Origin of the sequence: Synechococcus sp. W55.2, assembly GCF_047461635.1 — a bacterium.
In the GTDB taxonomy this organism is placed as follows: Bacteria; Cyanobacteriota; Cyanobacteriia; order Thermostichales; family Thermostichaceae; genus Thermostichus.
The window spans coordinates 42,231-66,950 of the sequence record NZ_JANSHM010000005.1; the positions used below are offsets into that span (position 1 = coordinate 42,231).

A 24,720-nucleotide genomic window follows, 5' to 3' on the forward strand; every position below is an offset into this window, starting at 1 on the left:
TCCTTCAGAAGGGGGTGAGGCGTGCCAGAAAAGCCCCCTCCGGCTCTTGATAGACAATCTGCCCCTGCCAGCCGTTGGCGTGGGCACACTGCAGCAGGGTTTCCGGATCTACAAATAGCCAGGGAAAGGGATCCCCCCGCTGGCCGTTGTACTCGGCTACAAAGTTCACTACCTTGGCTTTTGCCTCGCTCCCTTCCTGCCAATCTTCTGAGCCACCTGCTTCGAGGTGGGCAGGAGCGGCCAGCTTGCCAGAGGGATCTTCCAAGTTTTCTAAACGCCCTCCCTCTTCTGCCGGCAGATTCCGCAGATCTGCGAGGTCGCTGGCATCGCTCAAATCGGTGGAATCCAGGAGCAACTGGCCAGTGGGCTGAACCCAGTGGCGAGCCAGGCGCAAAAAACGCTCCAAGCCCGACAGGGATCCCGCCAAGCCGACGCCGTTCATCAGCAGGAGTAGGGTATCGAAGGGCTCTCCTGGCCCCGCCCAGTGGAAAAGATCGGCGGCAATGCGGCAGCGCACCCCCCGCTCTGCCATGATCTGCAACGCCACCGGGGAGCGATCCAAGGCAGCCACGGCCAATCCTTCCTCCTGCAGCAGCAGGCTGTGGCGGCCCGTGCCGGCGCCGATGTCCAGCACCCGACCGCGGCATAGATCCAAAGCCATGGCCTCCACCTCCGGCAGCTCCTGGGTGAAGAACACCTCTGGGGAGACCACCTGGGGCTCTTCCGCCAACGGGATCCCCTCCAGGCCGTAGGCATGCAAGAGCAGGGATCCCTTGGCCTCTCCTCGGTGCCAGTCCCATAGGGCTTGCTCTAAGGGATCCTGAAGTGGGTAATTCTCGACAGCCTTTATCATGGAAGGGGAAAGCTAAACCATTGACCCGATGGCCATCGTCGCCTTTCTTTACGGTGCCGCTATCGTCCTTTTGCTGATTGCAGCAGTGGTTTGGGCAACATCTCGGCAGTTCAATGTGGAGACCGAGACGCAGATCGGCACCTCGCCAGAAGAGCCCTCCGAGACCTCATCCGTTCCCATTTCCATTGTGGAGCAGCTAGAGCGCCAATACCGCAACAGCCCTTCCTACCGTCCCGATCCGTGACATACTCCCGCACTCATGCTGATGCATAGTCGGAGATCCCTAGAGATCCTTGGAAAGATGACTTTTGAGGATTCCTGAGGATACAAGCAGTGTCTTTGCTGGCCAAAAGCTAGCGTTTTCTCTCTCTATAATATGGTTGCCAAGTCTCCACCACCCATTGTCTACATTGCCTTGGGGCTATTGCTACTCTGGGGCGGTCATCGCGCTTGGCAGGCGGGCTATGTTCGCTGGCCGGAAGGCATTTCTCTACCGCTAGTATCGCTGCCAGGGTTGGGGGGTGGAGCACAAGATCTGCTCCTGACCAGCGGCGAGCGCACCTTGTTTGCCGATAGCAGTCCCGCTGCCGTTGCCGCTGCAGAGCTGTTGCGCCAAGGTAACCTCAGCGCAGCCATCCCGGTGTTGGAGATGGGACTGCAAAGCAACCGCAACGACCCGGAAGCTCGCATTTTCTTGAACAATGCCCGTGCCCAGCAGCAGGGCAGTCCCTTGAGCCTGGCGGTGGTGGTGCCCATCTCCAGCAACCCCAACCGCGCCAAAGAGACCCTGCGCGGGGTGGCGCAAGCTCAGGAGGAGCTGGCCCGCCAAGGGGGGATAGGGGGGCGGCTGTTGCGGGTGGTGATTGCGGACGATGGCGACAACCCTGAGCGAGCAACGGCGGTGGCCAAGGCTCTGGTGAGCCAGCCCGAGATCTTGGGCGTGATCGGCCATAACACCAGCGACGCCACCCTGGCTGCAGCCGAGGTTTATCAGCCTGCCGGCTTGGCCATGATCTCCTCCACCTCCACCAGCACCCGCATCAGCATGCTGGGGGATGCCATTTTTCGCACCGTGCCCTCCGATCAAGTGGCCGGCACGCAACTGGCCCGTTATGCTCTCAACACGTTGCGGCTGCAAAGGGTGGCCATCTTCTACAACCCCAACAGCGCTTACAGTACCAGCCTGCGGGACGCCTTTGCCTCCACCCTGACCAGCGAAGGGGGCATCGTGCTGGCGGAGTTCGACTTATCGGCGTCGGACTTCAACCCCCAGGCCAGCCTGCAAAGGGCCGTCGGCCAAGGAGCCCAGGTAGCTTTTTTAGCTCCCACGGCTTCCGTAGCCGAAAAAGCGCTGGCCGTAGCCCGCGAGAACGCTGTAGCTGGTAAGCCCCTTGCTCTTCTGGGCGGCGATGTGCTCTTCAGCCTCACCACATTGCAAGAAGGGGGAGCAGCGGTAGAGGGCTTGGTGGTGGCGGTACCCTGGCATCCCCAGGTGCCGCGCAACCGCGAGTTTGCCCAGAAGGCAGCCCAGCTCTGGGGAGGGCAGGTGAGCTGGCGCACCGCTCTGGCCTACGACGCCACCCGGGCTTTTTTGCGAGCCATCCAGCAGGGATCCCCCAGCCGCAGCGCTGTTCTCGCCGCCCTGGGCGACCCGAACTTCCGCTTGCCGGACGGCGCTTCCGGAGAAGTGCGCTTCTTGCCCTCCGGCGACCGCAATGCTCCCCATGTGCTGGTGCGGGTTGAGCCCGGCAACCGCTCCGGTACCGGCTACGATTTTGTGCCTCTCCCCTAGGGATCCCGGCAGACGCTACAGTGGGGGATGCTCTCAATCTCCTCAGAATCGAATGGATCCCATGCCCACTCGGATCACAGCCTGCTTTCAGGCGCTGCGCAGCCGTGGTGAAAAAGCCCTCATCCCCTACCTCACCGCTGGGGATCCCAACTTGGAAACCACCTTTGAGGCTTTGCAGGTTCTGGATCAGAGCGGCGCCGATCTTATCGAGCTGGGGGTACCCTACTCGGATCCCTTGGCGGATGGGCCGGTGATCCAAGCAGCAGCCACCCGCGCCCTCAGTCGGGGAGTCACTTTGGGCGCCATTCTACAAGGCTTGCGCTGTCTCTCGCTGCAGGCCCCCCTGATCCTGTTCACCTACTACAACCCCATCCACCAGCTCGGCATCCCCAACTTTCTGCATCAACTGCGGCAGGCCGGCTGTGCCGGCTTGGTCGTCCCCGATCTGCCTCTGGAAGAGGCGGGATCCCTGCGACAAGCAGCCCAGGCCGAAGGGATCGACCTCATCCTGCTGGTGGCACCTACCAGCCCCCCGGAGCGCATGCGCCGCATTGCCCAGCAGTCCAGTGGCTTTGTCTACTTGGTCAGCACCACCGGCGTTACCGGCGAACGGGCCACCCTGGAAAAGCGGATCCCGGCTTTGCTGCAGCAACTGCGCCAACAAACCCCCCTGCCGATTGGGGTGGGCTTCGGCATCTCCACTCCCGACCAGGCCCGCCAGATCGCTCTCTGGGGAGCAGATGCGGCGATTGTGGGCAGCGCATTTGTGCAACGGCTGGCCAAAGCCCCCACGCCTGAAGAAGGACTGCAACAAATAGCTCACTTTTGTCGAGCCCTCAAAGCGGCCCTGCAAGAGGTGACCACTCCAGAGTGTTAACTTCTGTTCAGGAAGGTGCCCACTCAGACTGCTTCCATCTCAAAACAAATGTTTACATTTTGTGAGCCAGCCCGCAGACCCATTTCCCCCCTGCTGCGCCCCATAGTCCAGGGATCCCAGCTTAGGCAGACATTTTGGGGTTGGTAGGTTTGCAAATCTTCACAAAACACTCATCCATCCCGCGATATAAAATTAGGCTGGATGCTCGGCTGTCTGAAAGTCGCAGAGGTTCTTGACCTATCTAAAAATTTAGGGGTTCGGTGGGGGGTCTGCTGCCACGGAATCCTTGATTTTTGGGGGTCAAAGAGGATCCCGCAAAAAAGCCTGGGATTCGGCTTTTGGGAGGTTCAGCCAGTCGCTCACCACTTTTTGGAAAGACCAGAAGGAGATCCATCATGCAAGATGCTTTTACCCGGGTGATCGCTCAGGCAGATGCACGCGGTGCCTTTTTAAGTGACCAAGACTTTGACCGTTTGGCGGCTTTGGTGGCAGAGGGCAACAAGCGCCTAGATGCTGTCAACCGCATGACCAGCAATGCCGCCCAAATCGTAACCAATGCAGCTCGCTCTTTGTTTGCTCAAGAGCCAGATCTGATCGCTCCCGGCGGCAATGCCTACACCAACCGCCGCATGGCTGCCTGCCTACGGGACATGGAGATCATCCTGCGCTACATCACCTATGCCACCTTGGCCGGGGATAGCTCTGTGCTGGAAGATCGCTGCCTGAACGGCCTGCGGGAAACCTACATTGCTCTGGGGGTGCCCACCTCTTCTGTGGCCAACGCCATTGCTGCTATGAAGAAGGAAGCGCTGGCCAAGATCATGGATCCGAAGGGCATCACTCCTGGGGACTGCTCGGCGCTGCAAAGCGAAGTGGCCAGCTACTTCGATAAGGCGGCTGCCGCCATCGTTTGAGCTTTGGGTCGAAGCCAGCTTGGTCGTTCCTTTCAGAATTGAGATCCGTTAGATCCCTCATTTCTGATAGGCAGGTGGAAATCCAGTCCGCCTTTCCTACAGAACGTCCATTAACAACACAATCGATGAATTTAGGAGCTGCAAGGTGAAAACTGTCATCACTGAAGCGATTGCTTCCGCTGACAATCAAGGGCGTTTTCTGAATGCCAGCGAACTGCAGGCCGTGAATGGTCGTTACCAGCGTGCTGCTGCTTCTCTGGAAGCGGCCCGTGTCCTAACCAACAACCAGCAAACTCTGGTGCGGGAAGCGGTGCAGGAAGTGTTCAAGAGGTTCCCTTACCTGACTCAGCCGGGTGAAATGGGCCACGGCGATGTGTTTCAAGCCAAGTGTGCCCGCGACATCGGCTACTACCTCCGCTTCATTACCTATTCTCTGGTTGCAGGTGGCACCGGCCCCCTCGATGAATACCTGGTGGCCGGACTGCGGGAAGTGAACCGCTCCTTTAACCTCTCTCCCAGCTGGTACATCGTGGCTCTGCAGTACATGAAGAGCCGCGCTCTGGGCATGCTGAGCGGTCAAGCGGCCAACGAAGCTGCCATCTACTTCGATTACGCCATCAACGCCCTCAGCTAGGGGATCCCAGGGCAGAGATCCCTGCTTGTTGGGAGTGGACGATCTCTTTCTTTGTCTTCCAATTGTGTGTCTCTCCAGAGCAGGCGACAGCTCCAAAGAGGTCTATTCCACCTGTTTCCAGGTTGGTTTGGCGCCTTGGCTTCTCTTAAGCCGGTTGGGTTGGTCGCCTGCTCTCCAGTCTGGGGTAGTTAGCCTTTGGATTGTAGGCATTGCCCAACGGCAGCGTGCTGGTTCGCGAGAATAGCCGGTACGGCTTGTTCGCTGGTCAGTTTGCCTGTCTTCCAAACGAAGTCTCATAGATACCTGGGGAAAGCGATGTTTGGTCAAAGCACCACCAGCCCTGAAGCCCTGACAGAAGCCGGCAGCCGGGTTTACCGAGTTGAGTACACCGGTCTGCTCAACCCGCCCGATGCTCTGGCCACCTCTGCCAAAGTTCGCCGCAGCACCCTGAGCACCACCGTTCCCTACAGTCGGTTGTCTGCCGAGATGCAGCGCATTCTGCGGATGGGTGGCAAAATCGTGCAGGTCACTGCCTTGTCGGGAGCCAATGCCTCTCCCGCTCAGGGCAACGGCGCTGCTGAGTGAGGGAGGCCCGACGGCCGACTGAAGTTACCGGCAAGGTTGCCCAGGTGTCATGAACAGCTCTGCAACGGTTCGTATGGCATCCAACACGGCGGTGCTGCCGCAGCAGCTCACTTGGGAGCAGGCGATAGCCCGGCTGCAGGGGGATGACTTGCAAGATCGGTACTATGCTGCCTGGTACCTGGGCACAGTTCGGGATCCAAGGGGGGTAGAGCCGCTGCTTTTGGCGTTGCAGGATGAGCGGGATCGCACTGCCTTGGGGGGCTATCCTCTGCGCCGCAATGCCGCTAAGGCCCTGGGGCAAATCGGGGATGCGCGGGCCGTGCCCGGTTTGATCGAGGCGCTCACTTGTACCGACTTTCATGTGCGGGAAGAGGCTGCCTATGCCTTGGCTCAATTGGGGGACAAGCGAGCGGTGGATCCCTTGCTGGCACTGTTGCAGTCCCGCGAGCAGGAGCAGCCCTGGGAAGCCCTTATCGAGGCCTTGGGTCAGCTTCAGGCCACCGAGGCTGAGGCAGCGATCCGGCCCTTTTTGAACCATCCCTCTGAGCGGGTGCGTTCGGCAGCGGCTTGGGTGCTCTATCGCTTTACGCAAGCCGAGGAGCTGACCCAAATCCTGGTGGCGCTACTGGCCCACTCCAACTCCAGCCTACGACAGGCCGCTTTGTTCGACCTGGCCGAATCGGGATGGGTGGCGGGGGCGCCGCTGCTGGCCACAGCCGACGTGGCTCTCAACCTGCGCATCAATGCTCTGAAGCGGCTGTTCGATGTGGCGCTTCAGTTGGGGTGGGTGCCGCTGGCTCAGGTGACGGCGGTGATCCTGCCGCAACTGGAGAAGCTCTTCTAGGATCCTGGGGCGCTCAGTGCCTTTGATCAGCGGTTTCAAGTGTACCTTTGACTATTCGTTGCCTATGTCCTCCGCCTCGGCTGCTCAAGCGTTTCCCATTGCTGTGGCTCAACTGGCAGCAGAATTGGAGCAGGCCACGTCGCCTGAGGAATTGTTGCGGGTGGTGAGGGCGCTGGGCGCTTTGGGCCAAGTGGAAGGGATCCCCATCTTAATTCGCGCCTTTGGGTTCAATCGCCCTGCAGTTGGGGAGGCTGCTCTGGAGGAAGTGCTGCGCTTTGGGGAAGCCGCGGTGCAGCCCTTGCTGAGCCATATTGACGGTTTCGATTACGGGGCGCGGGCCTATTCGGTGCGGGCTCTGGCCCGTATTGGCCATGGGGATGCCTACCCCTTTTTGGCGGAAGCCATTGTAGCGGACTTTGCCCCCAGTGTGCGACGGGCGGCGACCCGTGGGCTAGGACGAGTGGCGGCCAAGCGGCCCTTGCTCGATCAAGAGCGAGCCTTGCACCTGTTGCGGCAATGCCTTGCCGATGCCGATTGGGGAGTCCGCTACGCCGCCGTTGGATCCCTGACGGACTTGGCTCGCCAGGGTGAACAATCTCTGCGCCCCTCAGTCGAGGCTGCGCTCCAGATGGCCCTGGAAGATGCCGATCCTCTGATCCCTCTCCGCGCCCAGATGAGCTGGCAGGAATTGGCTGCTGAGCCTTAGCTTCCCTGCCCCACTGTGTTTTTCTTAAGTTTTTCTCGTTTTTTTAGGAGCACCATCTATGTCCCTTCCGTTGCTTGCCGATCGCCCCACCACCCAAAATGAACGGGTGCCTCGCTACTTTGTAGCCAGCGACGAAACACCGCCGGTCTACCGTCCTGACGACCCGACAGGAATTGACAACATCATTCGCGCCGCCTATCGCCAGATCTTCAGCGAGCATCTGATGCTGGAGAGTTATCGGCAAAAAGCTCTGGAGTCCCAATTGCGCAACGGGGCAATCTCGGTCAAAGAGTTTGTGCGCGGCCTGGGCAAGTCGGAGGTGTACCGGGATCTGGTCATGGTTCCCAACGACAACTACCGCTTCATCGAGGTCACCTTCCAGCGCTTTTTGGGTCGGCCCACCTACAGCCAACAGGAGCGCATCAAGTACTCCATCATCGTTGCCACCAAGGGGCTAGATGGCTTCATCGATGCCGTGGTGGATAGCGAAGAGTACAATGCCGCCTTTGGGGACGATGTGGTGCCTTACCAACGCCGTCGCCTGTCGGAAAAGCCCGCCAACCTGGTGACCCCCCGCTATGGAGCCCGTTGGCGCGATGTCTCCGGCGTGAAGCGCTCGACGCGGGAAGTGGTGCGCACCTATCGTCTCACCCGTCCTCCCAAAGCCGGGGATCCAGAAAACTTCCTCAACATGGCCCGCATGCTCAATCCCAAGCCGGCTGCACGGCAAAACATCAGCGTCTTCGATCTGAAGATCCCTGACATGACCACCAACCGCCGCTAGGACTGGACGAACTCCCCAATCCGCCGGGCCGATCGATCCGCTGCTGTTCGGATGGGTCGGCCTGCCGCTGTGCCTGGGGCAAGATTCGTTATAATCCTGGTGATGCTTCTTAACACTTGGGTCGCATGAAGAATCCGGTTGTGCAGGCTTTTTTTGTCGGCAAGGCTGTGGCGGATGTCCTACGGGAGCGTTTGGAAAGCGCCCTCACCGATATTGCCGGGGAAGTGGGCAAGGTGTGGGCTGAGCTGCAGGAGGGCTGGCAAACCTTTGCCCAGGATGTCATGACCCGGGCTGAGGCAGAAGCATCCGTGGCCGCCCAGGAAAGGGTGCCGCCTCCTTTCCAGACAGAAGATCTGCAGGCAACTCTGGACGACTTGCGGGCAGAAGTGGCGCAGTTGCGCTCCGAGTTGCAGAAATATCGGAGTCGAAACGCTTGAACGCGAGCCTTTTGGGATCCCGGACTTCTTTGGGATCACAACCCGTCAAGCCCTATACCGCCTACCGCTGGGCCCGGGAGAACTATACTCGCCAGGGCCGCATGCTGGACATTTGGCGATTTGTGCTCACCTGGCTGTTTTACCTTTGGCTGGATCAGCAGGCTTGGAGCTATGGGGGACAACCCACGCCCGAGCGAAAGGCCCAGCGCCGCCGGGCCAGAGCCATTTGGATCCGCGAAACGCTGCTTAACTTAGGCCCTACTTTTATTAAAGTGGGGCAGTTTTTCTCCACCCGCGCCGATCTCTTCCCCTCGGAATATGTCGAGGAGCTCTCCAAGCTGCAGGATCGGGTGCCTGCTTTCAGCTACGAACAGGTGGCGGCAATCGTGCAGCAGGAGCTGGGCAGGCCGATAACCCAAATCTACAGCTACTTTGATCCCACCCCTTTGGCCGCTGCCAGCTTGGGGCAGGTGCATCGCGCCAAGCTGAAAACCGGGGAAGAGGTGGTGGTGAAGGTGCAGCGTCCGGGGCTGACCCGGCTGTTCACCATCGATTTGGAGATCTGCCGTGGGATTGCCGAGTTCTTTCAGTATCGCACCTCTTGGGGCGGGCCGGGCCGCGACTGGATCGGCATCTACGAAGAGTGTCGGCGCACCCTCTGGGAAGAGGTGGATTACCTCAATGAGGGCCGCAATGCCGATACCTTCCGTCGCAACTTTCGGGATATGCCGCAAATTGCTGTTCCCAAAGTGTATTGGCGTTACACCTCTCCTCGCCTGTTGACATTGGAATACCTGCCGGGGATCAAAATCAGCGATTACGAAGCCTTGAGTGCGGCAGGGTTGGATCGCAAGGTTTTGGCTCGTCTGGGGGCAGAGGCTTATCTGCGGCAACTGCTCAAGGATGGTTTTTTTCACGCCGATCCCCACCCCGGCAACATTGCCGTGAAGCCCGATGGCACGCTGATCTTCTACGACTTCGGCATGATGGGCCGCCTGCCCTCCGATGTGAAAGAAAAGCTGATGGGCACGCTGGCAGGTGTGGTCTCCAAAAATGCCGATCAGGTGGTGGCCTCGCTGGTGGAACTGGGGGTGCTGGTGCCCACCGCCGATCTGGCTCCGGTGCGCCGCTCGGTGCAGTACATGCTGGATCACTTTATGGACAAACCCTTTTCCAGCAACTCAGGAGAAATCTCGGTGGCGGCCATTAGCGAAGACCTCTACGAGCTGGCCTACGATCAGCCGTTTCGTTTTCCGGCTACCTTTACTTTTGTGATGCGGGCCCTGACCACGCTGGAGGGATTGGGGAAAGGGTTGGATCCGGAGTTCGACTTTATGGAGGTGGCCAAACCCTTTGCGGAAGAGCTGATGAGTTTAAACGGAAGCAAGACTGAGACCCTCTTGGCCCAGGTTGGCCGTCAAGCGGCTGAGTTCACCAGCAGCAGCCTCAGCTTGCCGCGCCGGATCGAGTCGACCTTGAGCAAGATAGAACAAGGGGAGCTACGCCTGCGGGTGCGTTCGAGCGAGGCAGAGCGCTTGCTGCGCAAGCTGAACAACACCGGGCTGGGAGTCATTTACGGGGTGTTGTTTGCGGCCTTTTTTTTGAGCGCAACTCAGCTCTTTTTGGCCGGACATGCTACCCTAACGGTTATCACTTTGGTTTTGGCTGCCCTCGCTGCTCTTGCTTTAATCAGAGTACTCTTAAGGTTGAATCGGTCAGAGCGATTGATGTGATGCGACGATATGCCTGCGCTACGGATCCCGGCAAGATCCGCAGCAGCAATCAGGATGCCTACTACTGCGATCCGGAGGGACGCTACTTTATTGTTGCCGATGGTATGGGAGGACATGCTGCCGGGGCTACAGCCAGCCTGTTGGCTGTCGAGACCATCCGAGAATATCTGGATCGAGGCTGGAAAAACGTGCCGGCACCCCGGTTGCTCAGCGAAGCCGTAGAAGCAGCCAACAGTGCCATCCTCAAGGATCAGCGGGAAAATCCAGAGCGGGCAGACATGGGCACTACGGTGGTGGTGGCCATGGTGGATCCCAATGACAACTGCTGGAGCGCTCACATCGGTGATTCTCGCCTCTATCGCCTACGGGGATCCGAAATGCAGCAAATGACCGAGGATCACACCTTAGTGGCTCGCTCCATTCGACTGGGGGAGCTGACCTATGAGCAGGCCCGGATTCACCCTTGGCGACATATTCTCGAGCGCTGCCTGGGCCGACCCGATGCGGGTCCACCTTCTGTGCAGCCGATTACAGTTTACCCAGGGGATCGCCTGTTGTTGTGTAGCGACGGCCTAACTGAGGAGCTGGACGACGAAGTGATCATCGAGTATTGCCTGCAGGTGGAAGATTTGGAGCAACTTCCCCTAAAGCTCATCGAGGCGGCCAAAGAGCGGGGCGGGCGAGACAACATCACAGTAGTGATTGCCGAATACGCCTAGTTTGCGCCCGGCTAAAGACGGTATTGGCGGTACACTTCGCTGGCCGCTCGGTGCAGCAGGGAGTGGCGATACACGAGGCGGTTGAGGTCTTTGCCGTAGCCGCCGCCGATGACGCAGGCGACGGGGTAGCCCTGCTTTAGGCAAGTATTCAGCACCTGCATGTCTCGCCGAAACAGGCCCTGGTCGCTAAGGGCCAGCTTGCCCAGGAGATCTTCCTCGTGGGGATCCACACCGGCATCGTAGAGCACCAGGTCAGGGCGCACCTGAGCCAACAGATCGGGCAAGTGGTCGGCCAAGGTCTGGAGATAGGCTTCATCTTCCATGCCTACTGGCAGGGGCACGTCTAGGTCGCTCTGTTGTTTGGTGGCGGGGAAGTTGGCCTCGCAGTGCATGGAAAAGGTGAACACCCGCGGCTCGGAGCGAAAGATCCAAGCAGTGCCATCTCCTTGATGGACATCCAGATCCACGATCAAGAGCCTTTGCACCAGCCCTTGCTGCAGCAGGACTTGGGCGGCAATGGCCAGGTCGTTGAAGATACAAAAGCCGGAGCCGTAGGCGGGGAAGGCATGGTGGGTGCCGCCGGCGGTGTTGCAGGCCAGGCCGTGGCGCAGGGCCAATTGGGCGGTCAGGATGGTGCCCCCCACCGCTCGACAGGTGCGCTGCACCAGCTCCGGGCTCCAGGGCAGGCCGATGCGCCGCTGCAATTTGGCTTCCAGGGATCCCTCACAGTAGGCCCTGACGTACTCAGGGGTATGTACCGACTCAATCCAGGCGAGAGGGGGCAGCTCAGGGTGGTGCACTTGCTGGGGGCGGATCACCCCTTCCCGCAGCAGCAGCTCTTGCAAGAGGCGAAATTTCGGCATGGGAAAGCGATGGCCCGGCGGCAGGGGGGCACTGTAGTCGGGGTGGTAAACAATTGGCAAAGACATCAAGGGCAATCGAATTGACGGCGGCGAGCATGGCCTATGACGGCTCCAGTGCTTATGGTAGAGGTAGCCCGCTCCTGCCGGATCCCTTCGCGAGGCTTGCAAACCTGTTCTCTGTACCGCCGCGATTCCCTATGTTTACTGCGTCGGATCCCTTTTTGGGTCGCCTCTTGGCTCAGCGTTATCGACTTGTACATCTGCTGGGACAGGGGGGCATGGGGCGAGTCTATTTGGCTCAAGATTTGCTCTTTGGTGGGGTGGAAGTGGCTGTCAAGCTGCTTTCCCAGCCGGCAATGGATCAGCGCACCCGCCTGCGCTTTGAACGGGAAGCGAAAGCCTGCGCGGCTTTGGGCCAAAAAAGCCTGCACATTGTCAAAGTCAATGACTATGGCCTCACCCCCGATGAGGTGCCCTTCTATGTGATGGAATACCTGAACGGCCAAACCCTCAAGGATATTCTGGCCGCAGGGGCTTTGCCTTTGGAGCGCTTCTTCCGGCTGGCCCGTCAAATTGGCTTGGGGTTGAAAGCAGCCCACGAGGGGATCCTCATGGAAGGGCAACGGGTGCAGGTGATCCACCGCGATTTGAAGCCGGCCAACGTGATTGTAGTGCCTGATAGCAGTTTTGGGGAACTGGCGAAGCTGGTGGATTTCGGCATTGCCAAGCTGCTCAACAGCCATGAATCTTTGAGCTTTACCCATGCCTACCTGGGAACGCTGGCCTATTCTTCCCCGGAACAGCTGGAAGGGTTGCCGCTGGACGCCCGTTCCGACATCTACAGCTTCGGGATCATGCTGTACCAGATGGTGTCTGGCCAGATGCCCCTCAAGCCCACCACCGAATCTTTCCCGGGCTGGTACCAGGCCCACCACAAGCACCGGCCCATCCCTCTAGAAGACTGGGGACTGAAGTTTCCGCTGCCCGCCGGTTTGTCTGACTTGATCCTCGGTTGCCTGGCCAAAGATCCTGCCGCCCGCCCGCAGTCGGTGGCCAATGTGTTGGCGGAGCTGGAGCACATTCAAGCCAGAGCACAGGGATCCCAAAAAGGATCTCCAGAGACCGTTGCCCTTCAATCTCCGCTGATCTCCTCTGGAAGTGTTGCCTCTGGCCCACTTTCTGGAGACCCCACTGCTGTTGCGCCGCCCTTGGCCGCATCAGGTACTCTGCGGCTCAGGCCCCTGACGGCGGTCGCCGAGGTCGAGAACGGGGGATCCCTGCTTTGGGTGCGCCTGATTCCCCTTCTAATGGGCGGGTTGCTGGGCTTGACCTTGGTGAGTTGGGGATGGGGACGGTTTCTCCAGCGCCCCTCAGCTCCCCTTGTTTCCGGGTCAGGATCTCGTCCGGCAGTGGCAGATTCCACTGCCCCAGAGAATGTCCATCCCCTGTCTGAGGAGAGTGGTTCGAGCGAGGAGCCGCCGCTGGAGGGGATCCCTGAGTTCCTTGTTTTGGCTTCAGAGCAGAACGGACGGCGGGATCCCGCGCCGGAGCTGGAACCCTACAACAGGAGCGAGCCGGTGTTTCGCGCCTTTCCCCTGGAGACTTCCCGCGAGACGGTACGAGCCAGCCTGGGATCCCCCAGCCAGCAGGGGCAGGGCGCTTGGCCCAATACCGTGTACGACCTGTACCGCTTTGGCGGGGTGGACTTGGGCCTCACCTACGACGAATCCAGCCTGGCCCTGCGGCAAACCGAAGCCACCGTCACCGATGGCGTACCCACCCCGCAAGTGGAAGGCCTCTTGGAGGATATGCTGCAAGCCCCCTTGCCTGCTCAACTGCAGCGGGAACTGCGAGCCGTGCGCGAGGGGCGTTCCGGGCGAGTGCAATTCCGCGTTGGCCCCTGGGCCGGCAGGATCGAACGCAACGCCCAAGGCCATCTTTACATGGCCCTCTGGGATCCCACGCTGCCCAGCGGTGCTCCACCACCTTCCCCCTCCTCTCCCACCCTACCCCCGGCTGCCCCTGTTGCCCGGCCTCCCAAGGCCCGTAACCTCAATTCAGCAGCAGGCGGCCCTCGTCCCGGCCAGACCATGCAGGAGCTGCTGCGCCGTGCGCGCGAATTGCGGGGGGACTGAGCCATGTCTGCTTCTGAAGACAAAAAGCCGCTGTTGGGCACCGTCGCTCGCTTCTTCAAAACTCTGGCGAGGCCTTTCCCTGTCGGGCCTACGGCTCTCCTCAAACCCCCCGAACCTCCTCCCCCCAAGCGCCCGGTGCGCCTGCGGATTACCTGCCCAGGAGAGCCCCCCCAGGTGGTTGCCCTGAAGGGATCCGACATTCTCGGTCGCAGCCAGACGGTGGCCACCATTCGCATCCCTGCCCCCGCGGTGAGCCATCTCCACGCCCACATCCGTCCCCGCCCGGATTGGCGCCTGCCCGGTCTGGGTTGGCGGATCCCGTTGCCCCCTATTCTCTACTGGCTGGGGTGGAATGCCGGTCGCTACCAGCTAGAAGATCAAGACTCGACCAACGGTGTCTTTCGCCTCAAACCCTTCGGTGGCGCCGAGCGGGTGCGCCGGGTAATCTTGCGCCACGGCCAGCAACTGAGCCTTGGCCCGCCCCGGGATCCGGAGAGCGTGGCCATAGAGGTGCTGGATCCACCCCCACCACAGGTGTATGGGGTGCGCGGCTGCCTCATCCTGATGGTAGTCTTGGGGCTGGGGGCAAGGATTTGGATCGGCCATGAGTGGAGCAAGTTCTCAGTGGAACCGCCCCTCTCCGCAGATCGCAACCCCCTGATCGTCCTGGCCGGGGATCAGCAGACGGAGCTGCGCCGCCATCAGGGGGACACCTACCGGGAGCTGCCCAACCTAGAAGCTTTTGGCCCAATTCTGCCCAAGGTGGTGGTCGCCGCTGAAGATCACCGCTTTTACTCCCACTTTGGGGTGGATCTGCTGGGCATTGCCCGCGCCTTTTGGGTGAACCTGCGCTCGGGGGAAGTGCAGCAGGGGGGCAGCTCCATCAGCCAACAACTGGCCCGCACCGTGCTGCGGGACTACACCGGCTCCGGCAACACCTTCGGGCGCAAGCTGCGGGAGGCCGTCGCCGCCCTGAAGCTGGAACAGCGCTACAGCAAAGACGAAATCCTCGCTCTCTACCTCAACAATGTTTACCTGGGCAACGGCATCTACGGCTTTGAGACTGCTGCCCAGTTCTATTTCGGGATCCCAAGCCGCCAGCTCAGCCTTTCCGAAGCTGCGACTCTGGCGGCCATTTTGCCCGCGCCCAATGCCTTTAACCCCGTCGCCAACTATGATGCCGCCGTTCGGGGCCGGGATCGGGTGTTGGATCGCCTGAGCGAGCTGAAAGTCTTCCCCGAAGAGGAGATTCGGCGGGCCCGGCGCAGTCGCCTCACCCTCAACCCCAATTTGCGCTCCCAAACCTCGACAGTTGCTCCCTACTTTTACAGTGCCGTCTTCCAGGAGCTGCGGCAGCTTTTGGGCCAAGACCTCTCGGCAGAGGGCAACTTCATCATCGAAACCACGGTGCATCTGCCCTACCAGCGTTTGGCAGAGCAAGTCCTGGCCCAAACGGTGCGCGAGTCGGGATCCCGCTTGGGCTTCAGCCAAGGCGCTTTGGTCAGTCTCGACAGCCGCAACGGCGAAGTGCTGGCTTTGGTGGGAGGGATCGACTACAACGCCAGCCCCTTCAACCGGGCTACCCAAGCTCAAAGGCAGCCGGGCTCCACCTTCAAAGTGTTCACCTATGCGGCTGCCCTCACCCAGGGGATCCCTCTCTCCCAAGTGTTGTCTTGCGAGCCCCTCACCTGGGGCAACCTCACCTTTCGGGGCTGTCGCTCGGGATCGGCCTCTATGGATTTGGCCCGCGGCCTGATCCTCTCCGAAAACGTGATTGCCCTGCGGTTGGCCCAACAAGTCGGTCTAGAGCAAGTGGTGGCGACGGCCCGGCAAATGGGCATCCAATCGCCGTTGCAACCCTATCCTTCTATGGTGATTGGCACAATGGAGGTGAACTTGCTGGAGTTGACAGCAGCCTTCACTCCTTTTGCCAATCGTGGCCTTTGGTCAAGGCCCCACACCATCCGCCGCATCTTGGATAGCAGCGATTGCGCCAACCCCAACGACTTTCGCACCTGCCGTGAGATTTACCCTGGTCGGGAGGATCCCCGTTCTCAGCGACTTGTCCTGCCAGAAACCGTCGCCCAACAGATGACAGCCGTACTGCAAGGGGTGATCAGCTCCGGCACCGGCACTGCTGCCCGGCTCGGCATTGGAGAAGCCGGTAAAACCGGCACCACCACCGCCAACAAGGATCTGCTCTTTATCGGCTACACGCCCAACCCTCCCCTGGTGACTGGCATTTGGCTGGGCAATGATGACTCTAGCCCAACACGAGGAAGCAGCAGCATAGCCGCTCAAACTTGGGGAAATTACATGAGGCAAGTCATTACCAATAGTTTGACGATGGTTCAATAGAGCAACTCCGAGAGCAGCCTTGGCAATTGGCAACCCCAAATCCTGACAACCCGACAGAAAACTCTCCTGCATCCCAAGTGAGAAATGCCTAATAACCAGTTTGGCCGTACCCCTCAATAAACCCACAATCTAGGTTCACCCACTTTCTCAGCGCAGATCTCGGCCAAAGGGCAACAACGACAAAATAATTAACTTCATGTGTTGTTTGGCAAAGGGGATCCCAACAATGGTGATTGCCAGAATCACAGCCCAGAAGAGATGGTTAAGCACCAACGGCCAGCCAAACAGCAATAGCCAGATGACGTTAAAGATCAGCAGCAGCGGGCTGTTGGCATCGGGATACTCCACCACTTCCTTTCCGAAGGGGGCAAGCACTGCAAACCCCAGTTTGATGCTCTGCCAGCCAAAGGGAATGCCGATGATTGTCAGCTAGAAATTGCAGGAGCCCCGCACTGTACCCGTAGGGTCGGTGTCGGGAGGAATGCTATAATAATACTGCGGACACCAGAAACGGCTGTTTAGGGCACTGGTAACGGTCGATTGGGGGTGCTGTAAACCACCCCAGAGGCTCGTGGTTGGCTTGCTAACTGCAGGGCTACTAAAAGCCCGCTCCGTACCGCCTAGCGGTTGGTGTCGGGTAGTTTACGCAAAGGCTCAGTCCTCTAAGATGTAGCCCAAACCTGTCAGCTAGAAATTGCAGGGTACAAGAGCAGAACTAGCCTTCCTGTTCGACATCCATACTCTAACCAGCTGTTGGCCAAGACTGGGATCCCAAAATCTGCTTCTTTCCTGGGCTCTAGCGTTCTGCGTCACCGAGGGGAGCGGGCTCCATCACCGGAGGCACTGCGGCCCTATTCACCTTGCAGGGCAGAATGCGGTTCAGAAAGCGGAGGATCCCCCAAACCCAACTGACGGTGATCACCCAAAAGATCCACAACCCGCTTGCCCACGGTTGCGGCAAGTCCAAGGCCATCCCCCCAATCATTGGGCCAAGAGCAAACCCCGCCGCCCAGCAGAGGGAGTTGACCGACAGATACACCCCCCGCAAGTGATCCGGCGCCAAATCCGCCACCAAAGCAGAGGCAGAGGGGTTGTAGCTCACCAACGCCAAAGAGAGCACCGCCAGCGCCAAGACTGCCACCGCCGGGGCCGGAGCCCCCAATTCCGCCGCCAGACCGCTAAGCCAAACCAAAAGAAATCCCACCCCCCACATCAGGGCGGATCCCTGCAACCCTTGGATGCGCGTCCGGCGATTCAACCAACGGGCCACCGGCATCTGCAGCAGAGCGATCAAGGCCCCATGCAAGGCAAACAAAATGCCGATTTGCACCTCTGGGATCCCTACCCCATTGCGGAAGTAAAGGGGCATGCTGCTGCTGAGCTGGGCCACATAGGTGGTGAACAGGATATTCGACAGGCCAAACACCAAAAGGGAGCGATCTCTAAGGGCGGTTTTCCAACCTGCCAACACAGGCTCTGCTGCCGGACAAGTCGCCCGAGTTTCCCGGATAAAAAACCAAAGTACTGCCAGAAAGATTAGAAAAGTGACACCGTCGATTACAAACAAGAGCCGATAGGCCCCCGTCAGAGCCACCAGCGTGCTGGCCATAGCCACCCCAAGGCTGAGGCCCAGGTTATCCCCCAGACGGTTGAGGGCGTAGGCTTCGTTGCGCTGCTCACGAGTGGTTAGATCTGCTACAATCGCTTCCGCAGGCGGCCAGTACAACCCCTGCCCCAAGCCTGCAGCCATATTGGCCAGGGCAAAACTCCAGAAGTCATAGGAGAGCGCAAACCCAAACGACCCCAAGCTGGAAATAGCCAGAGAGAGGATCAAAGTGGAACGGCGCCCCCAAGCTCCATCGGCCATCGAGCCGCCCAGGATGCGGCCAAACACCCCGGCAAAAGCCATAATGCCTAGCCCCAGGCCCACTTGGGTGGCGGTCAGCCCCACCTGATTCACAAAAAAGAGACTGGCATAAAACAAGGTAAAGCCGGTTCCAGTTTGGGAAAGCAGCCGACCGATAAAGATCAGCCAAACCTGAAAACTGAGCTTCGGCCACCAAGAAGGGATCCACATGTTGAGTGCAGCAGGATGTTGAGTGCAGCAGGGGAGGGCCTACCTAGCCTACGGGATCCCGATCCTTGAGGCCAGGGCAAGGAGCCTGCTCTGACAAGTAAACTGAAAATTTGTGCAGCCAGGCTTGATGTTCGTTGCCAGAAGGCTCTTCACCCAGCGAGCCAGCAGACAGGGCAACCCATTTCCCCAACTCCAAATATTCGCTCAACAGCCGCGCCAACTTATAAACTCGATAATCGAGCTGCACTAAGCTACTTTTCATCTGCCCCAAAACACCCAGTCCTCTTCTGAGCCAACTTACAACCTTCAACCTTTCCCAAAACCTGCTGAGCAGGAAGCCAACCCCCATCTTGCTTGCTGCAGCCGAGGCGCAAGTTCCCTTTGCCCACAACAGAGCACCTGTAGCTCAGCCGCAAACCTGGACAAAGCTAGAAGAAGCTGTGCCTTACAGTTCTAGTACCAACAATTTTAACTATTTAACTAACGGGGGTGCGAGGGCAATAGGTCCCATGCTCTAGCCGCAGGGTGAGCACTGGGATACATGGATCCCCGCCATACCCCTGAGCGAAATCTGTAGTAAAGCCTACTTATGCTGGCGGTAACCTACAAGTACTGGGCTTATCCAGATGCCTCCCAACAAACCAGCTCACGGGCGGACGACGGGGATTGACCTGGTTTTGGAGCAATTCCTGACGACTTCAGAGGGCGCTTTTGGGAACGGCCCAAGGGCTTCAAAGCCCTGCAAGGCCAGCTGAGAAGGCTGCAACCCAGGGGGGCGAGAAAACAGCAGGGGTCTTGCCACTGGAAGAGAGCACCACTGCAGGTTGCCAGGATGCAGCAGGGCATTGCCAATGGTTGCCAAGAGTTTCATTTCCAGAGGGCCCATTGGCGTTGAGACCGAGGGCAGACCCTCTCTATCTTTTCTTTGTGGAAGATCTTTGTGGAAGACCTCAAGGCCAAGGGCTGGGCAAGGGGGATGTTGCCCAAGGATTGCGTCGAGGCTGCCTGGGGATAGATTCTCTGCCTTCTGGAGTGGGTTTGCTGGAAGGGTGGGGTGGACTTTGCCAAGGTTGACCCCAAAGGAAGCGGCCAAATCGGTTGCAAGTGCTGGGGGATGGTTAGCAACAGCTGGGCTGTCGGGGGGCCTCAGTGCTCTGAATGCCGGTACCGGGTGCATCGGGACTCAGCCTCAGCCTTGGGAACTGTGCTGGGTGGATTAGAGGTTGTTTTGCGAGCTGGCAGTGCCTAGGGGGGAGGCTGGGGAAGGGGAACCGCCTGTCCAGTTGTTCTGTCGGGGGTTGTAGACCCAGACAAGTGGCGTGGAGCAGGAATGCCCGACCGCGAGGTAAGGACTCCGTCCTGCTGACGGGAAGGGTGGCCCGCGCTCTGTCCATAGGATGAGCGCCGGGAGGATGTCACTCTTGCCGACTTTGGTGTTCGCGCCAGAACTGCTCCGCAAAAGCCACCGTCGGGTGGAGAGGGGCACGGGGTTTGCTGCGCAGGGGCATGTTGGCTTCTTCAGGGGTGCGGTTGCCCTTGCGTTGATTGCAGCGTTCGCAAGCCGTCACCACATTGTCCCAACTGTGGGATCCCCCTTTGGAGAGGGGCACGACATGATCCAAGGTCAGATTGTGGGTGCTGCCACAATACTGGCAGGTGTGGTGATCCCGCCGCAAAACCTCCCGCCGATTCACAGGGGGCACGCGCCAAGCGCGCTCTTTGCCCTTGATGGTCAGGCGAATATGTTCGGGCACTTCAATGACCTGGCTGGGGGAGCGCACCTTCCACACCGGCACATGCATCATCGAGAGCGGCTCTGCTTTGCCTGTTAGCAGCAGTACGATTGCCCGCTTGATATTGACCCGGCTAATGGGCAAATAGTTTTGGGAAAAGACAACGATCGACTGTTCCAGAAGGTGGGTAGCGGCAGTCATGGCTCAGCTCTTCCATTTGCCGCCATTCTCCTGAGGAATCTGCCGAATGGCAAGCTTTTCCCCACCGCCATCGACACCGGCAGCGCTCAGACATTCAAGAGTTTCTTACGATCGCCAGCCAGACAGATGGGCTAGTATCCGGGTGATGGTTGGATCCCGTACCGCCCATGACTTACCCGCTGCACGTTGCCCTGGTTTGGCACCAACACCAACCCCTCTACAAAAGTCCGGTGGCGGGTAAATATCGCATGCCTTGGGTGCGCCTACACGGGATCAAAGATTACCTGGACTTGGTGTTGCTGTTGGAGCGCTATCCCCGCCTGCACCAAACGGTCAACTTGGTGCCCTCCCTGATTGTGCAAATCGAAGAGTACGTAGCCGGCTCGGCTTTTGATCCTTACCTGGAACTGACCTTATCCCCTGTCGAAAAGCTCAGCCCCGATCAACTGCGCTTTGTGGTCGAGCGCTTCTTCGACAGCCACTACCCCACCATGATCGAGCCCTATCCCCGCTATCGGCAGCTCTACAACCAACGGGAATCTCAGGGGGTGAACTGGTGTCTGCAGTACTGGACTCCGCAGGACTTCAGCGATCTGCTGGCCTGGCACAACCTGTCTTGGTTTGATCCTCTCTTTCAGGAGGATCCTGAGATTGAGGGCTGGATCAAAATGGGATCCGGTTTTACCCTGGCGGATCGGCAGCGGATCTACGCCAAGCAACAACAGATCCTCGGCGCTATCCTGCCCCAGCACGCCAAACTGCAGAGCAGCGGCCAACTGGAACTGACCACCAGCCCCTATACCCACCCCATCTTGCCCCTGTTGGTGAGCGAGCGCTCGGCGCGGGTGGCTCGGCCAGGGTTACCTTTGCCTCGCTACCCCTTTCACTGGGAGCAGGATGTCCACAGCCAACTGGAGCGGGCTAAGCAGATCTATCGGGAGCGCTTTGGCCGGGATCCGCGGGGCCTGTGGCCTTCCGAGCAATCCGTAAGCCCTGCCATTGTGCCGATTGTGCAAGAACAGGGCTTTGAGTGGATCATCTCCGACGAAGGGGTTTTGGGGTGGAGCCTGGGCCAGCCTTTTCATCGCGATGGGCAGGGCCACATTCTGGAGCCGGAGAAGCTCTACCGCCCCTACCGCCTGGAAACCGAGCGGGGGGATCTGGCCATCGTCTTTCGGGATCACCGCCTTTCGGATTTGATCGGCTTCAGCTACAGCGCCATGCCCGCCGATGCTGCCGCCAAAGATCTCATTGGCCATCTGGAGAGCATCCGCAACCGCCTGCCCCAGGAGCAGCCCTGGCTGGTGACCATCGCTCTGGATGGGGAAAACTGCTGGGAGTACTACCCCCAAGATGGCCGGCCCTTCTTGGAAAACCTCTATACCCGCCTCAGCCAGCACTCCTCCCTGCGGCTGGTGACCGTTTCGGAGTTTCTGGATCAGTTTCCGCCCACCGAGTTTTTGCCGGCAGAGCAACTTCACAGCGGCTCCTGGATCGAGGCAGATTTCACCACCTGGATTGGGGATCCGGTGAAAAACCGCGCTTGGGAGCTCTTGGCTCAGGCCCGCCAGGTGATTCAGGATCATCCCCGCGCCAATCCCCAAGCCTGGGAAGCCCTCTGGGCCGCCGAGGGATCCGATTGGTTCTGGTGGTTTGGGGCAGGCCACTCCTCCGCCCATGATGCCGTTTTCGACCAGTTGTTTCGGGAGCACCTGCAGGCGCTCTACACTGCTTTGGGAGAGGCGGTGCCGACCGTGCTGCAATTTCCCCTGGAGGATCATGACGGCCTAGGGGATCGCCTGCCGCAGGGGTTTATCCACCCGGCCATCAACGGTCGTCCGGCAGAACGGGAGTGGAGCCAAGCGGGGCGGGTGGAGATTGGAGCGGCCCGAGGCACCATGCACCGCAACAGCGCCGTTCGCCGCCTCTGGTACGGGTTTGATCACTTCAACCTCTATCTGCGGCTGGATTTTAACTCGGTGGTGCAGCGGCCCAAGCAATTGCTGGTGCTGTGGTTCTACCCCAACCGTGTCACCGTCAACAGCCCCATTCCCCTGCAGGGGTTGCCGGCAGAAGCCCCTCTCAACTACCACTACCGCCACCTGTTGCGGTTGTCACTGCCGCCTCCCGGCACCGGCCAGCATCCGGCGGAGGTGCAAGCTCAGCTCTTGCAAGCAGGGGAGTACCACACCTGGCACGCCATCGGCCATCAAGTGAAGGCGGTGGTGGATGCCTGTTTGGAGGTGGCCATCCCCTGGACCAATTTGGGCGCCCAGCCGGGGCAGGAGCTGCAATTTGTCATCCTGGCCGCGGATGGCGAGACCTTTCAGGAAGGGATCCCGCCCAAGGCCACCATTGCCCTGCGCAGACCCTGAGAGTGATGACCAGCAGAGCTTCAAGTTATGTCGCGCGATCTCTATCCCCCCATCGAGCCCTACGATCAAGGCTTTCTGGCGGTTTCCTCCCTCCACACCCTGTACTACGAGCAGTGCGGCAACCCGGCAGGCAAGCCGGTGGTGTTTTTGCACGGGGGGCCTGGAGGCGGGATCGATCCCATCTACCGGCAGTATTTCGATCCCAGCCGCTGGCGGGTGGTGCTGTTCGATCAGCGGGGCTGCGGGAAAAGTCGCCCCTATGCCGAGCTGCGGGAGAACACCACCTGGGATCTGGTGGCAGATATCGAGAAGTTGCGCCAGCATCTGGGCATTGATCGCTGGTTTGTGTTCGGGGGCAGCTGGGGCAGTGCCCTTGCCCTGGCCTACGGGCAAACCCACCCCCAATCCTGCCTGGGGTTTATCTTGCGGGGCATTTTTCTCTTGCGCCCTTTTGAGCTCCGCTGGTTTTACCAGTCGGGAGCCAGCTACTTTTTCCCCGACGCTTGGGAACATTACCTGGAGCCGATCCCTCCCGAAGAGCGGGATGACCTGCTGGCAGCCTACCACCGCCGCCTAAACGACCCAGATCCCCAGGTACGGCTGAGGGCAGCTCGCGCCTGGTCCGTCTGGGAGGCCAGCACCAGCAAGTTGATCCCCAGCCCAGAGCTCATCGAGCGCTTTGGTCGGGGAGAGTTTGCCGAGGCCTTTGCCCGCATTGAGTGCCATTACTTTGTCCACGGCGGTTTTTTGGATCCGGAGGATCAGCTCCTCAGGGGGGTGGGACGGCTGCGGCATCTGCCGGCGGTGATCGTCCAGGGGCGCTACGACGTGGTGTGCCCGCCCATCTCTGCTTGGGAGCTGCATCAGGCTTGGCCAGAAGCAGAGTTTCGGATGATCCCCGATGCTGGCCATTCCATCACCGAGCCCGGAATCCGCACCGCCCTCCTGGAAGCCACCGATCGCTTTGCTGGTTTGTGAGCCCCGCCGAGCCGACCCAGTGCTGCCAGGGATCCCAAGACCTTGAAGAATTGCTACAGGAAGGCCGGCAAAACCTTGGGATCCAGCCCAGAAGCACGGCCAAGCCTATCGACAGTTGGCGATTTTGGGTTTATCACTGAGGGAGGGGCGGTGCAAGCTGCCCACACCTGGCTGGTGCATCCACCCAAGTGCTTCGCGGATTCAAGCTCATTTCTACTTCACCGTTTCCAGGGTCGAACCATGCAGAAACCAACCCATCTGTTCAAGCTTGCCCTAGCCCTGCCCATCTCCTTCTTGCTGGCAGATGCAGTTGTGGCCTACCCCTGCGACTCGGTTGGGGGTGAAGCTTACAACCACCACGGCTCCACGGTTCAGGTCAGCAGCGACGCCAACAGCTTCGGGGTTCAGTGGTCGCCTGCCTCCTATGCTGTCGGCAACGGCTTCATTGGAGTTGCCATTGAAACGGTGAACGGCGAGCAAGCCCAGAGTGCCATCAGCCGTCGTCTGTTCGGCCCCGCACTTCGAGTTCAGGGGGTGCAGGTGGTCGGCTTGCTCCAGGATGGTCCTGCTCAACGAGCCGGTCTGGCCCAGGGCGATATTTTGATTGGAGTGGATGGGCAGCGGGTCACCTCCGTGCAACATGTGCAGCAGATCATCCAAAATACCCCGGTAGGCCAATCGGTGCCGATTACCTTCCGCCGTGGTGAGCAGGTGCTGTCAACGGTGGTTGTGGTGGGGGATGGCCGGGTGTTGCGCCCCTTGATGCTGCAGCAGCAGTGAGCCTTGTCGGGATCCCTACCCGGAGCTCTCTGTGAATGCCAATTGGAGTTCGGGATGGGCTGTCTGGGCAGTTTGCGGCCTCAACGGCTTGCTGTTTTTGGCCCTGGTTGCTCTCATTCCTGTCATTTTGAAGCTGCGCTCGGCTCTTGGGGTCACAGAGCAGGCCATGGCCGATTGGCGAGAAGCAGCTCAACAGGCCTTGGCTCCCACTCCCGCTGAGTTGCTGCGTCTGCGGGATCGTCTGCGCGAGAATCGCCATACCCTTGCCCGCTGGCAACGTCGTTTGCAGTTCTGGCAAGGGATCCGCAGGGTGGCCGTTTGGCTGGGGCGTAGGCTTTGAGG

24 protein-coding genes are annotated in these 24,720 nt (G+C 59.7%); 18 read left to right on the plus strand and 6 right to left on the minus strand.

From position 1 onward, the window contains the following. Window positions 1-4: 4 nt before the first annotated feature. On the minus strand, window positions 5-853 hold the full coding sequence (locus tag NW828_RS02180) for a class I SAM-dependent methyltransferase (protein WP_011432568.1): 849 nt from the start codon (window positions 851-853) through the stop codon (window positions 5-7). A 28-nt stretch (window positions 854-881) separates the two neighbouring features. On the opposite strand from NW828_RS02180, the gene NW828_RS02185 reads away from it, so the two are divergent. From NW828_RS02185 to NW828_RS02240, 12 genes are all read left to right on the plus strand, one after another. Further along, window positions 882-1,097, plus strand: coding sequence for a hypothetical protein (locus NW828_RS02185; protein ID WP_011430147.1), 216 nt, complete (start codon window positions 882-884; stop codon window positions 1,095-1,097). 132 nt (window positions 1,098-1,229) lie between these two features. Continuing rightward, on the plus strand, window positions 1,230-2,645 hold the full coding sequence (locus NW828_RS02190) for an ABC transporter substrate-binding protein (protein ID WP_414381113.1): 1,416 nt from the start codon (window positions 1,230-1,232) through the stop codon (window positions 2,643-2,645). Between the two features lie 61 nt (window positions 2,646-2,706). Further along, entirely contained in the window at window positions 2,707-3,522 is an 816-nt protein-coding gene (gene trpA, locus NW828_RS02195; RefSeq protein WP_414343136.1) for a tryptophan synthase subunit alpha, read from the plus strand. A gap of 392 nt (window positions 3,523-3,914) precedes the next feature. After that, window positions 3,915-4,436, plus strand: coding sequence for a phycocyanin subunit beta (locus tag NW828_RS02200; RefSeq protein WP_414381159.1), 522 nt, complete (start codon window positions 3,915-3,917; stop codon window positions 4,434-4,436). Between the two features lie 145 nt (window positions 4,437-4,581). Beyond that, on the plus strand, window positions 4,582-5,070 hold the full coding sequence (locus tag NW828_RS02205; protein WP_414343139.1) for a phycocyanin subunit alpha: 489 nt from the start codon (window positions 4,582-4,584) through the stop codon (window positions 5,068-5,070). Window positions 5,071-5,385: 315 nt separating this feature from the next. Beyond that, complete coding sequence (locus tag NW828_RS02210) at window positions 5,386-5,655, plus strand: phycobilisome linker polypeptide (RefSeq protein ID WP_011432575.1); 270 nt, start codon at window positions 5,386-5,388, stop codon at window positions 5,653-5,655. 73 nt (window positions 5,656-5,728) lie between these two features. Then, a complete protein-coding gene (locus NW828_RS02215) occupies window positions 5,729-6,499 on the plus strand; it encodes a HEAT repeat domain-containing protein (RefSeq protein WP_041436319.1) in 771 nt (256 codons plus the stop codon). A gap of 64 nt (window positions 6,500-6,563) precedes the next feature. Further along, entirely contained in the window at window positions 6,564-7,205 is a 642-nt protein-coding gene (locus NW828_RS02220) for a HEAT repeat domain-containing protein (RefSeq protein WP_414381115.1), read from the plus strand. Between the two features lie 58 nt (window positions 7,206-7,263). Continuing rightward, the gene (locus tag NW828_RS02225; protein WP_414381117.1) at window positions 7,264-7,989 is read left to right on the plus strand and encodes a phycobilisome rod-core linker polypeptide; all 726 of its coding nucleotides are present in this window, start codon (window positions 7,264-7,266) and stop codon (window positions 7,987-7,989) included. A gap of 125 nt (window positions 7,990-8,114) precedes the next feature. Beyond that, window positions 8,115-8,426, plus strand: a complete 312-nt coding sequence (locus NW828_RS02230) for a DUF6825 family protein (protein ID WP_414381119.1) — start codon at window positions 8,115-8,117, stop codon at window positions 8,424-8,426. Continuing rightward, window positions 8,423-10,159 (plus strand): ABC1 kinase family protein, encoded by a 1,737-nt coding sequence (locus NW828_RS02235; protein WP_414381121.1) that lies wholly within the window; start codon window positions 8,423-8,425, stop codon window positions 10,157-10,159. Before NW828_RS02230 ends, NW828_RS02235 begins: the two co-directional genes overlap by 4 nt. Next, the gene (locus tag NW828_RS02240) at window positions 10,159-10,878 is read left to right on the plus strand and encodes a PP2C family protein-serine/threonine phosphatase (RefSeq protein WP_414381123.1); all 720 of its coding nucleotides are present in this window, start codon (window positions 10,159-10,161) and stop codon (window positions 10,876-10,878) included. Before NW828_RS02235 ends, NW828_RS02240 begins: the two co-directional genes overlap by 1 nt. 11 nt (window positions 10,879-10,889) lie before the next feature. Here NW828_RS02240 and NW828_RS02245 read toward each other — a convergent pair whose 3' ends face one another. Further along, window positions 10,890-11,807 carry a histone deacetylase gene (locus tag NW828_RS02245; RefSeq protein WP_414343157.1) on the minus strand — a complete coding sequence of 306 codons (918 nt, stop codon included), beginning with the start codon at window positions 11,805-11,807 and terminating at the stop codon, window positions 10,890-10,892. Between the two features lie 131 nt (window positions 11,808-11,938). Here NW828_RS02245 and NW828_RS02250 point away from each other — a divergent pair, with 131 nt between their 5' ends. Next, a complete protein-coding gene (locus NW828_RS02250; protein ID WP_414381125.1) occupies window positions 11,939-13,876 on the plus strand; it encodes a serine/threonine-protein kinase in 1,938 nt (645 codons plus the stop codon). 3 nt (window positions 13,877-13,879) lie between these two features. After that, window positions 13,880-16,234, plus strand: a complete 2,355-nt coding sequence (locus tag NW828_RS02255) for a transglycosylase domain-containing protein (RefSeq protein ID WP_414381127.1) — start codon at window positions 13,880-13,882, stop codon at window positions 16,232-16,234. A 147-nt stretch (window positions 16,235-16,381) separates the two neighbouring features. Here NW828_RS02255 and NW828_RS02260 read toward each other — a convergent pair whose 3' ends face one another. The 4 genes from NW828_RS02260 to NW828_RS02275 all read right to left on the minus strand — a co-directional run bounded on the left by NW828_RS02260 (window position 16,382) and on the right by NW828_RS02275 (window position 20,245). After that, entirely contained in the window at window positions 16,382-16,663 is a 282-nt protein-coding gene (locus tag NW828_RS02260; protein ID WP_414381160.1) for a YccF domain-containing protein, read from the minus strand. 367 nt (window positions 16,664-17,030) lie between these two features. Then, complete coding sequence (locus NW828_RS02265) at window positions 17,031-18,311, minus strand: MDR family MFS transporter (protein WP_414381129.1); 1,281 nt, start codon at window positions 18,309-18,311, stop codon at window positions 17,031-17,033. Between the two features lie 43 nt (window positions 18,312-18,354). Continuing rightward, window positions 18,355-18,573: a hypothetical protein gene (locus NW828_RS02270; protein WP_414331694.1), complete on the minus strand. Its 219-nt coding sequence runs from the start codon at window positions 18,571-18,573 to the stop codon at window positions 18,355-18,357. A 1,153-nt stretch (window positions 18,574-19,726) separates the two neighbouring features. Further along, on the minus strand, window positions 19,727-20,245 hold the full coding sequence (locus NW828_RS02275; RefSeq protein ID WP_414331697.1) for an HNH endonuclease: 519 nt from the start codon (window positions 20,243-20,245) through the stop codon (window positions 19,727-19,729). 167 nt (window positions 20,246-20,412) lie between these two features. Here NW828_RS02275 and NW828_RS02280 point away from each other — a divergent pair, with 167 nt between their 5' ends. The 4 genes from NW828_RS02280 to NW828_RS02295 all read left to right on the plus strand — a co-directional run bounded on the left by NW828_RS02280 (window position 20,413) and on the right by NW828_RS02295 (window position 24,718). Continuing rightward, window positions 20,413-22,620: a glycoside hydrolase gene (locus NW828_RS02280; RefSeq protein WP_414381131.1), complete on the plus strand. Its 2,208-nt coding sequence runs from the start codon at window positions 20,413-20,415 to the stop codon at window positions 22,618-22,620. Window positions 22,621-22,647: 27 nt separating this feature from the next. Next, window positions 22,648-23,598, plus strand: coding sequence for a prolyl aminopeptidase (gene pip / locus NW828_RS02285; protein WP_414381133.1), 951 nt, complete (start codon window positions 22,648-22,650; stop codon window positions 23,596-23,598). Between the two features lie 240 nt (window positions 23,599-23,838). Then, window positions 23,839-24,378 (plus strand): PDZ domain-containing protein, encoded by a 540-nt coding sequence (locus NW828_RS02290; protein ID WP_238376905.1) that lies wholly within the window; start codon window positions 23,839-23,841, stop codon window positions 24,376-24,378. 31 nt (window positions 24,379-24,409) lie between these two features. Continuing rightward, window positions 24,410-24,718, plus strand: a complete 309-nt coding sequence (locus tag NW828_RS02295) for a hypothetical protein (RefSeq protein ID WP_414329349.1) — start codon at window positions 24,410-24,412, stop codon at window positions 24,716-24,718. Window positions 24,719-24,720 lie beyond the last annotated feature (2 nt).

Bases quoted from the DNA above. Each gene is read 5' to 3' on its own strand.
- NW828_RS02210 (WP_011432575.1), top strand. From the start codon at position 5,386: ATGTTTGGTCAAAGCACCACCAGCCCTGAAGCCCTGACAGAAGCCGGC.
- NW828_RS02275 (WP_414331697.1), bottom strand. From the start codon at position 20,245: ATGACTGCCGCTACCCACCTTCTGGAACAGTCGATCGTTGTCTTTTCC.
- pip (WP_414381133.1), top strand. From the start codon at position 22,648: ATGTCGCGCGATCTCTATCCCCCCATCGAGCCCTACGATCAAGGCTTT.
- NW828_RS02180 (WP_011432568.1), bottom strand. From the start codon at position 853: ATGATAAAGGCTGTCGAGAATTACCCACTTCAGGATCCCTTAGAGCAA.
- NW828_RS02190 (WP_414381113.1), top strand. From the start codon at position 1,230: ATGGTTGCCAAGTCTCCACCACCCATTGTCTACATTGCCTTGGGGCTA.
- NW828_RS02230 (WP_414381119.1), top strand. From the start codon at position 8,115: ATGAAGAATCCGGTTGTGCAGGCTTTTTTTGTCGGCAAGGCTGTGGCG.
- NW828_RS02240 (WP_414381123.1), top strand. From the start codon at position 10,159: ATGCGACGATATGCCTGCGCTACGGATCCCGGCAAGATCCGCAGCAGC.
- NW828_RS02250 (WP_414381125.1), top strand. From the start codon at position 11,939: ATGTTTACTGCGTCGGATCCCTTTTTGGGTCGCCTCTTGGCTCAGCGT.
- NW828_RS02290 (WP_238376905.1), top strand. From the start codon at position 23,839: ATGCAGAAACCAACCCATCTGTTCAAGCTTGCCCTAGCCCTGCCCATC.
- NW828_RS02265 (WP_414381129.1), bottom strand. From the start codon at position 18,311: ATGTGGATCCCTTCTTGGTGGCCGAAGCTCAGTTTTCAGGTTTGGCTG.
- NW828_RS02185 (WP_011430147.1), top strand. From the start codon at position 882: ATGGCCATCGTCGCCTTTCTTTACGGTGCCGCTATCGTCCTTTTGCTG.
- NW828_RS02245 (WP_414343157.1), bottom strand. From the start codon at position 11,807: ATGTCTTTGCCAATTGTTTACCACCCCGACTACAGTGCCCCCCTGCCG.
- NW828_RS02280 (WP_414381131.1), top strand. From the start codon at position 20,413: ATGACTTACCCGCTGCACGTTGCCCTGGTTTGGCACCAACACCAACCC.
- NW828_RS02215 (WP_041436319.1), top strand. From the start codon at position 5,729: ATGGCATCCAACACGGCGGTGCTGCCGCAGCAGCTCACTTGGGAGCAG.
- NW828_RS02255 (WP_414381127.1), top strand. From the start codon at position 13,880: ATGTCTGCTTCTGAAGACAAAAAGCCGCTGTTGGGCACCGTCGCTCGC.
- NW828_RS02225 (WP_414381117.1), top strand. From the start codon at position 7,264: ATGTCCCTTCCGTTGCTTGCCGATCGCCCCACCACCCAAAATGAACGG.
- trpA (WP_414343136.1), top strand. From the start codon at position 2,707: ATGCCCACTCGGATCACAGCCTGCTTTCAGGCGCTGCGCAGCCGTGGT.
- NW828_RS02220 (WP_414381115.1), top strand. From the start codon at position 6,564: ATGTCCTCCGCCTCGGCTGCTCAAGCGTTTCCCATTGCTGTGGCTCAA.
- NW828_RS02270 (WP_414331694.1), bottom strand. From the start codon at position 18,573: ATGAAAAGTAGCTTAGTGCAGCTCGATTATCGAGTTTATAAGTTGGCG.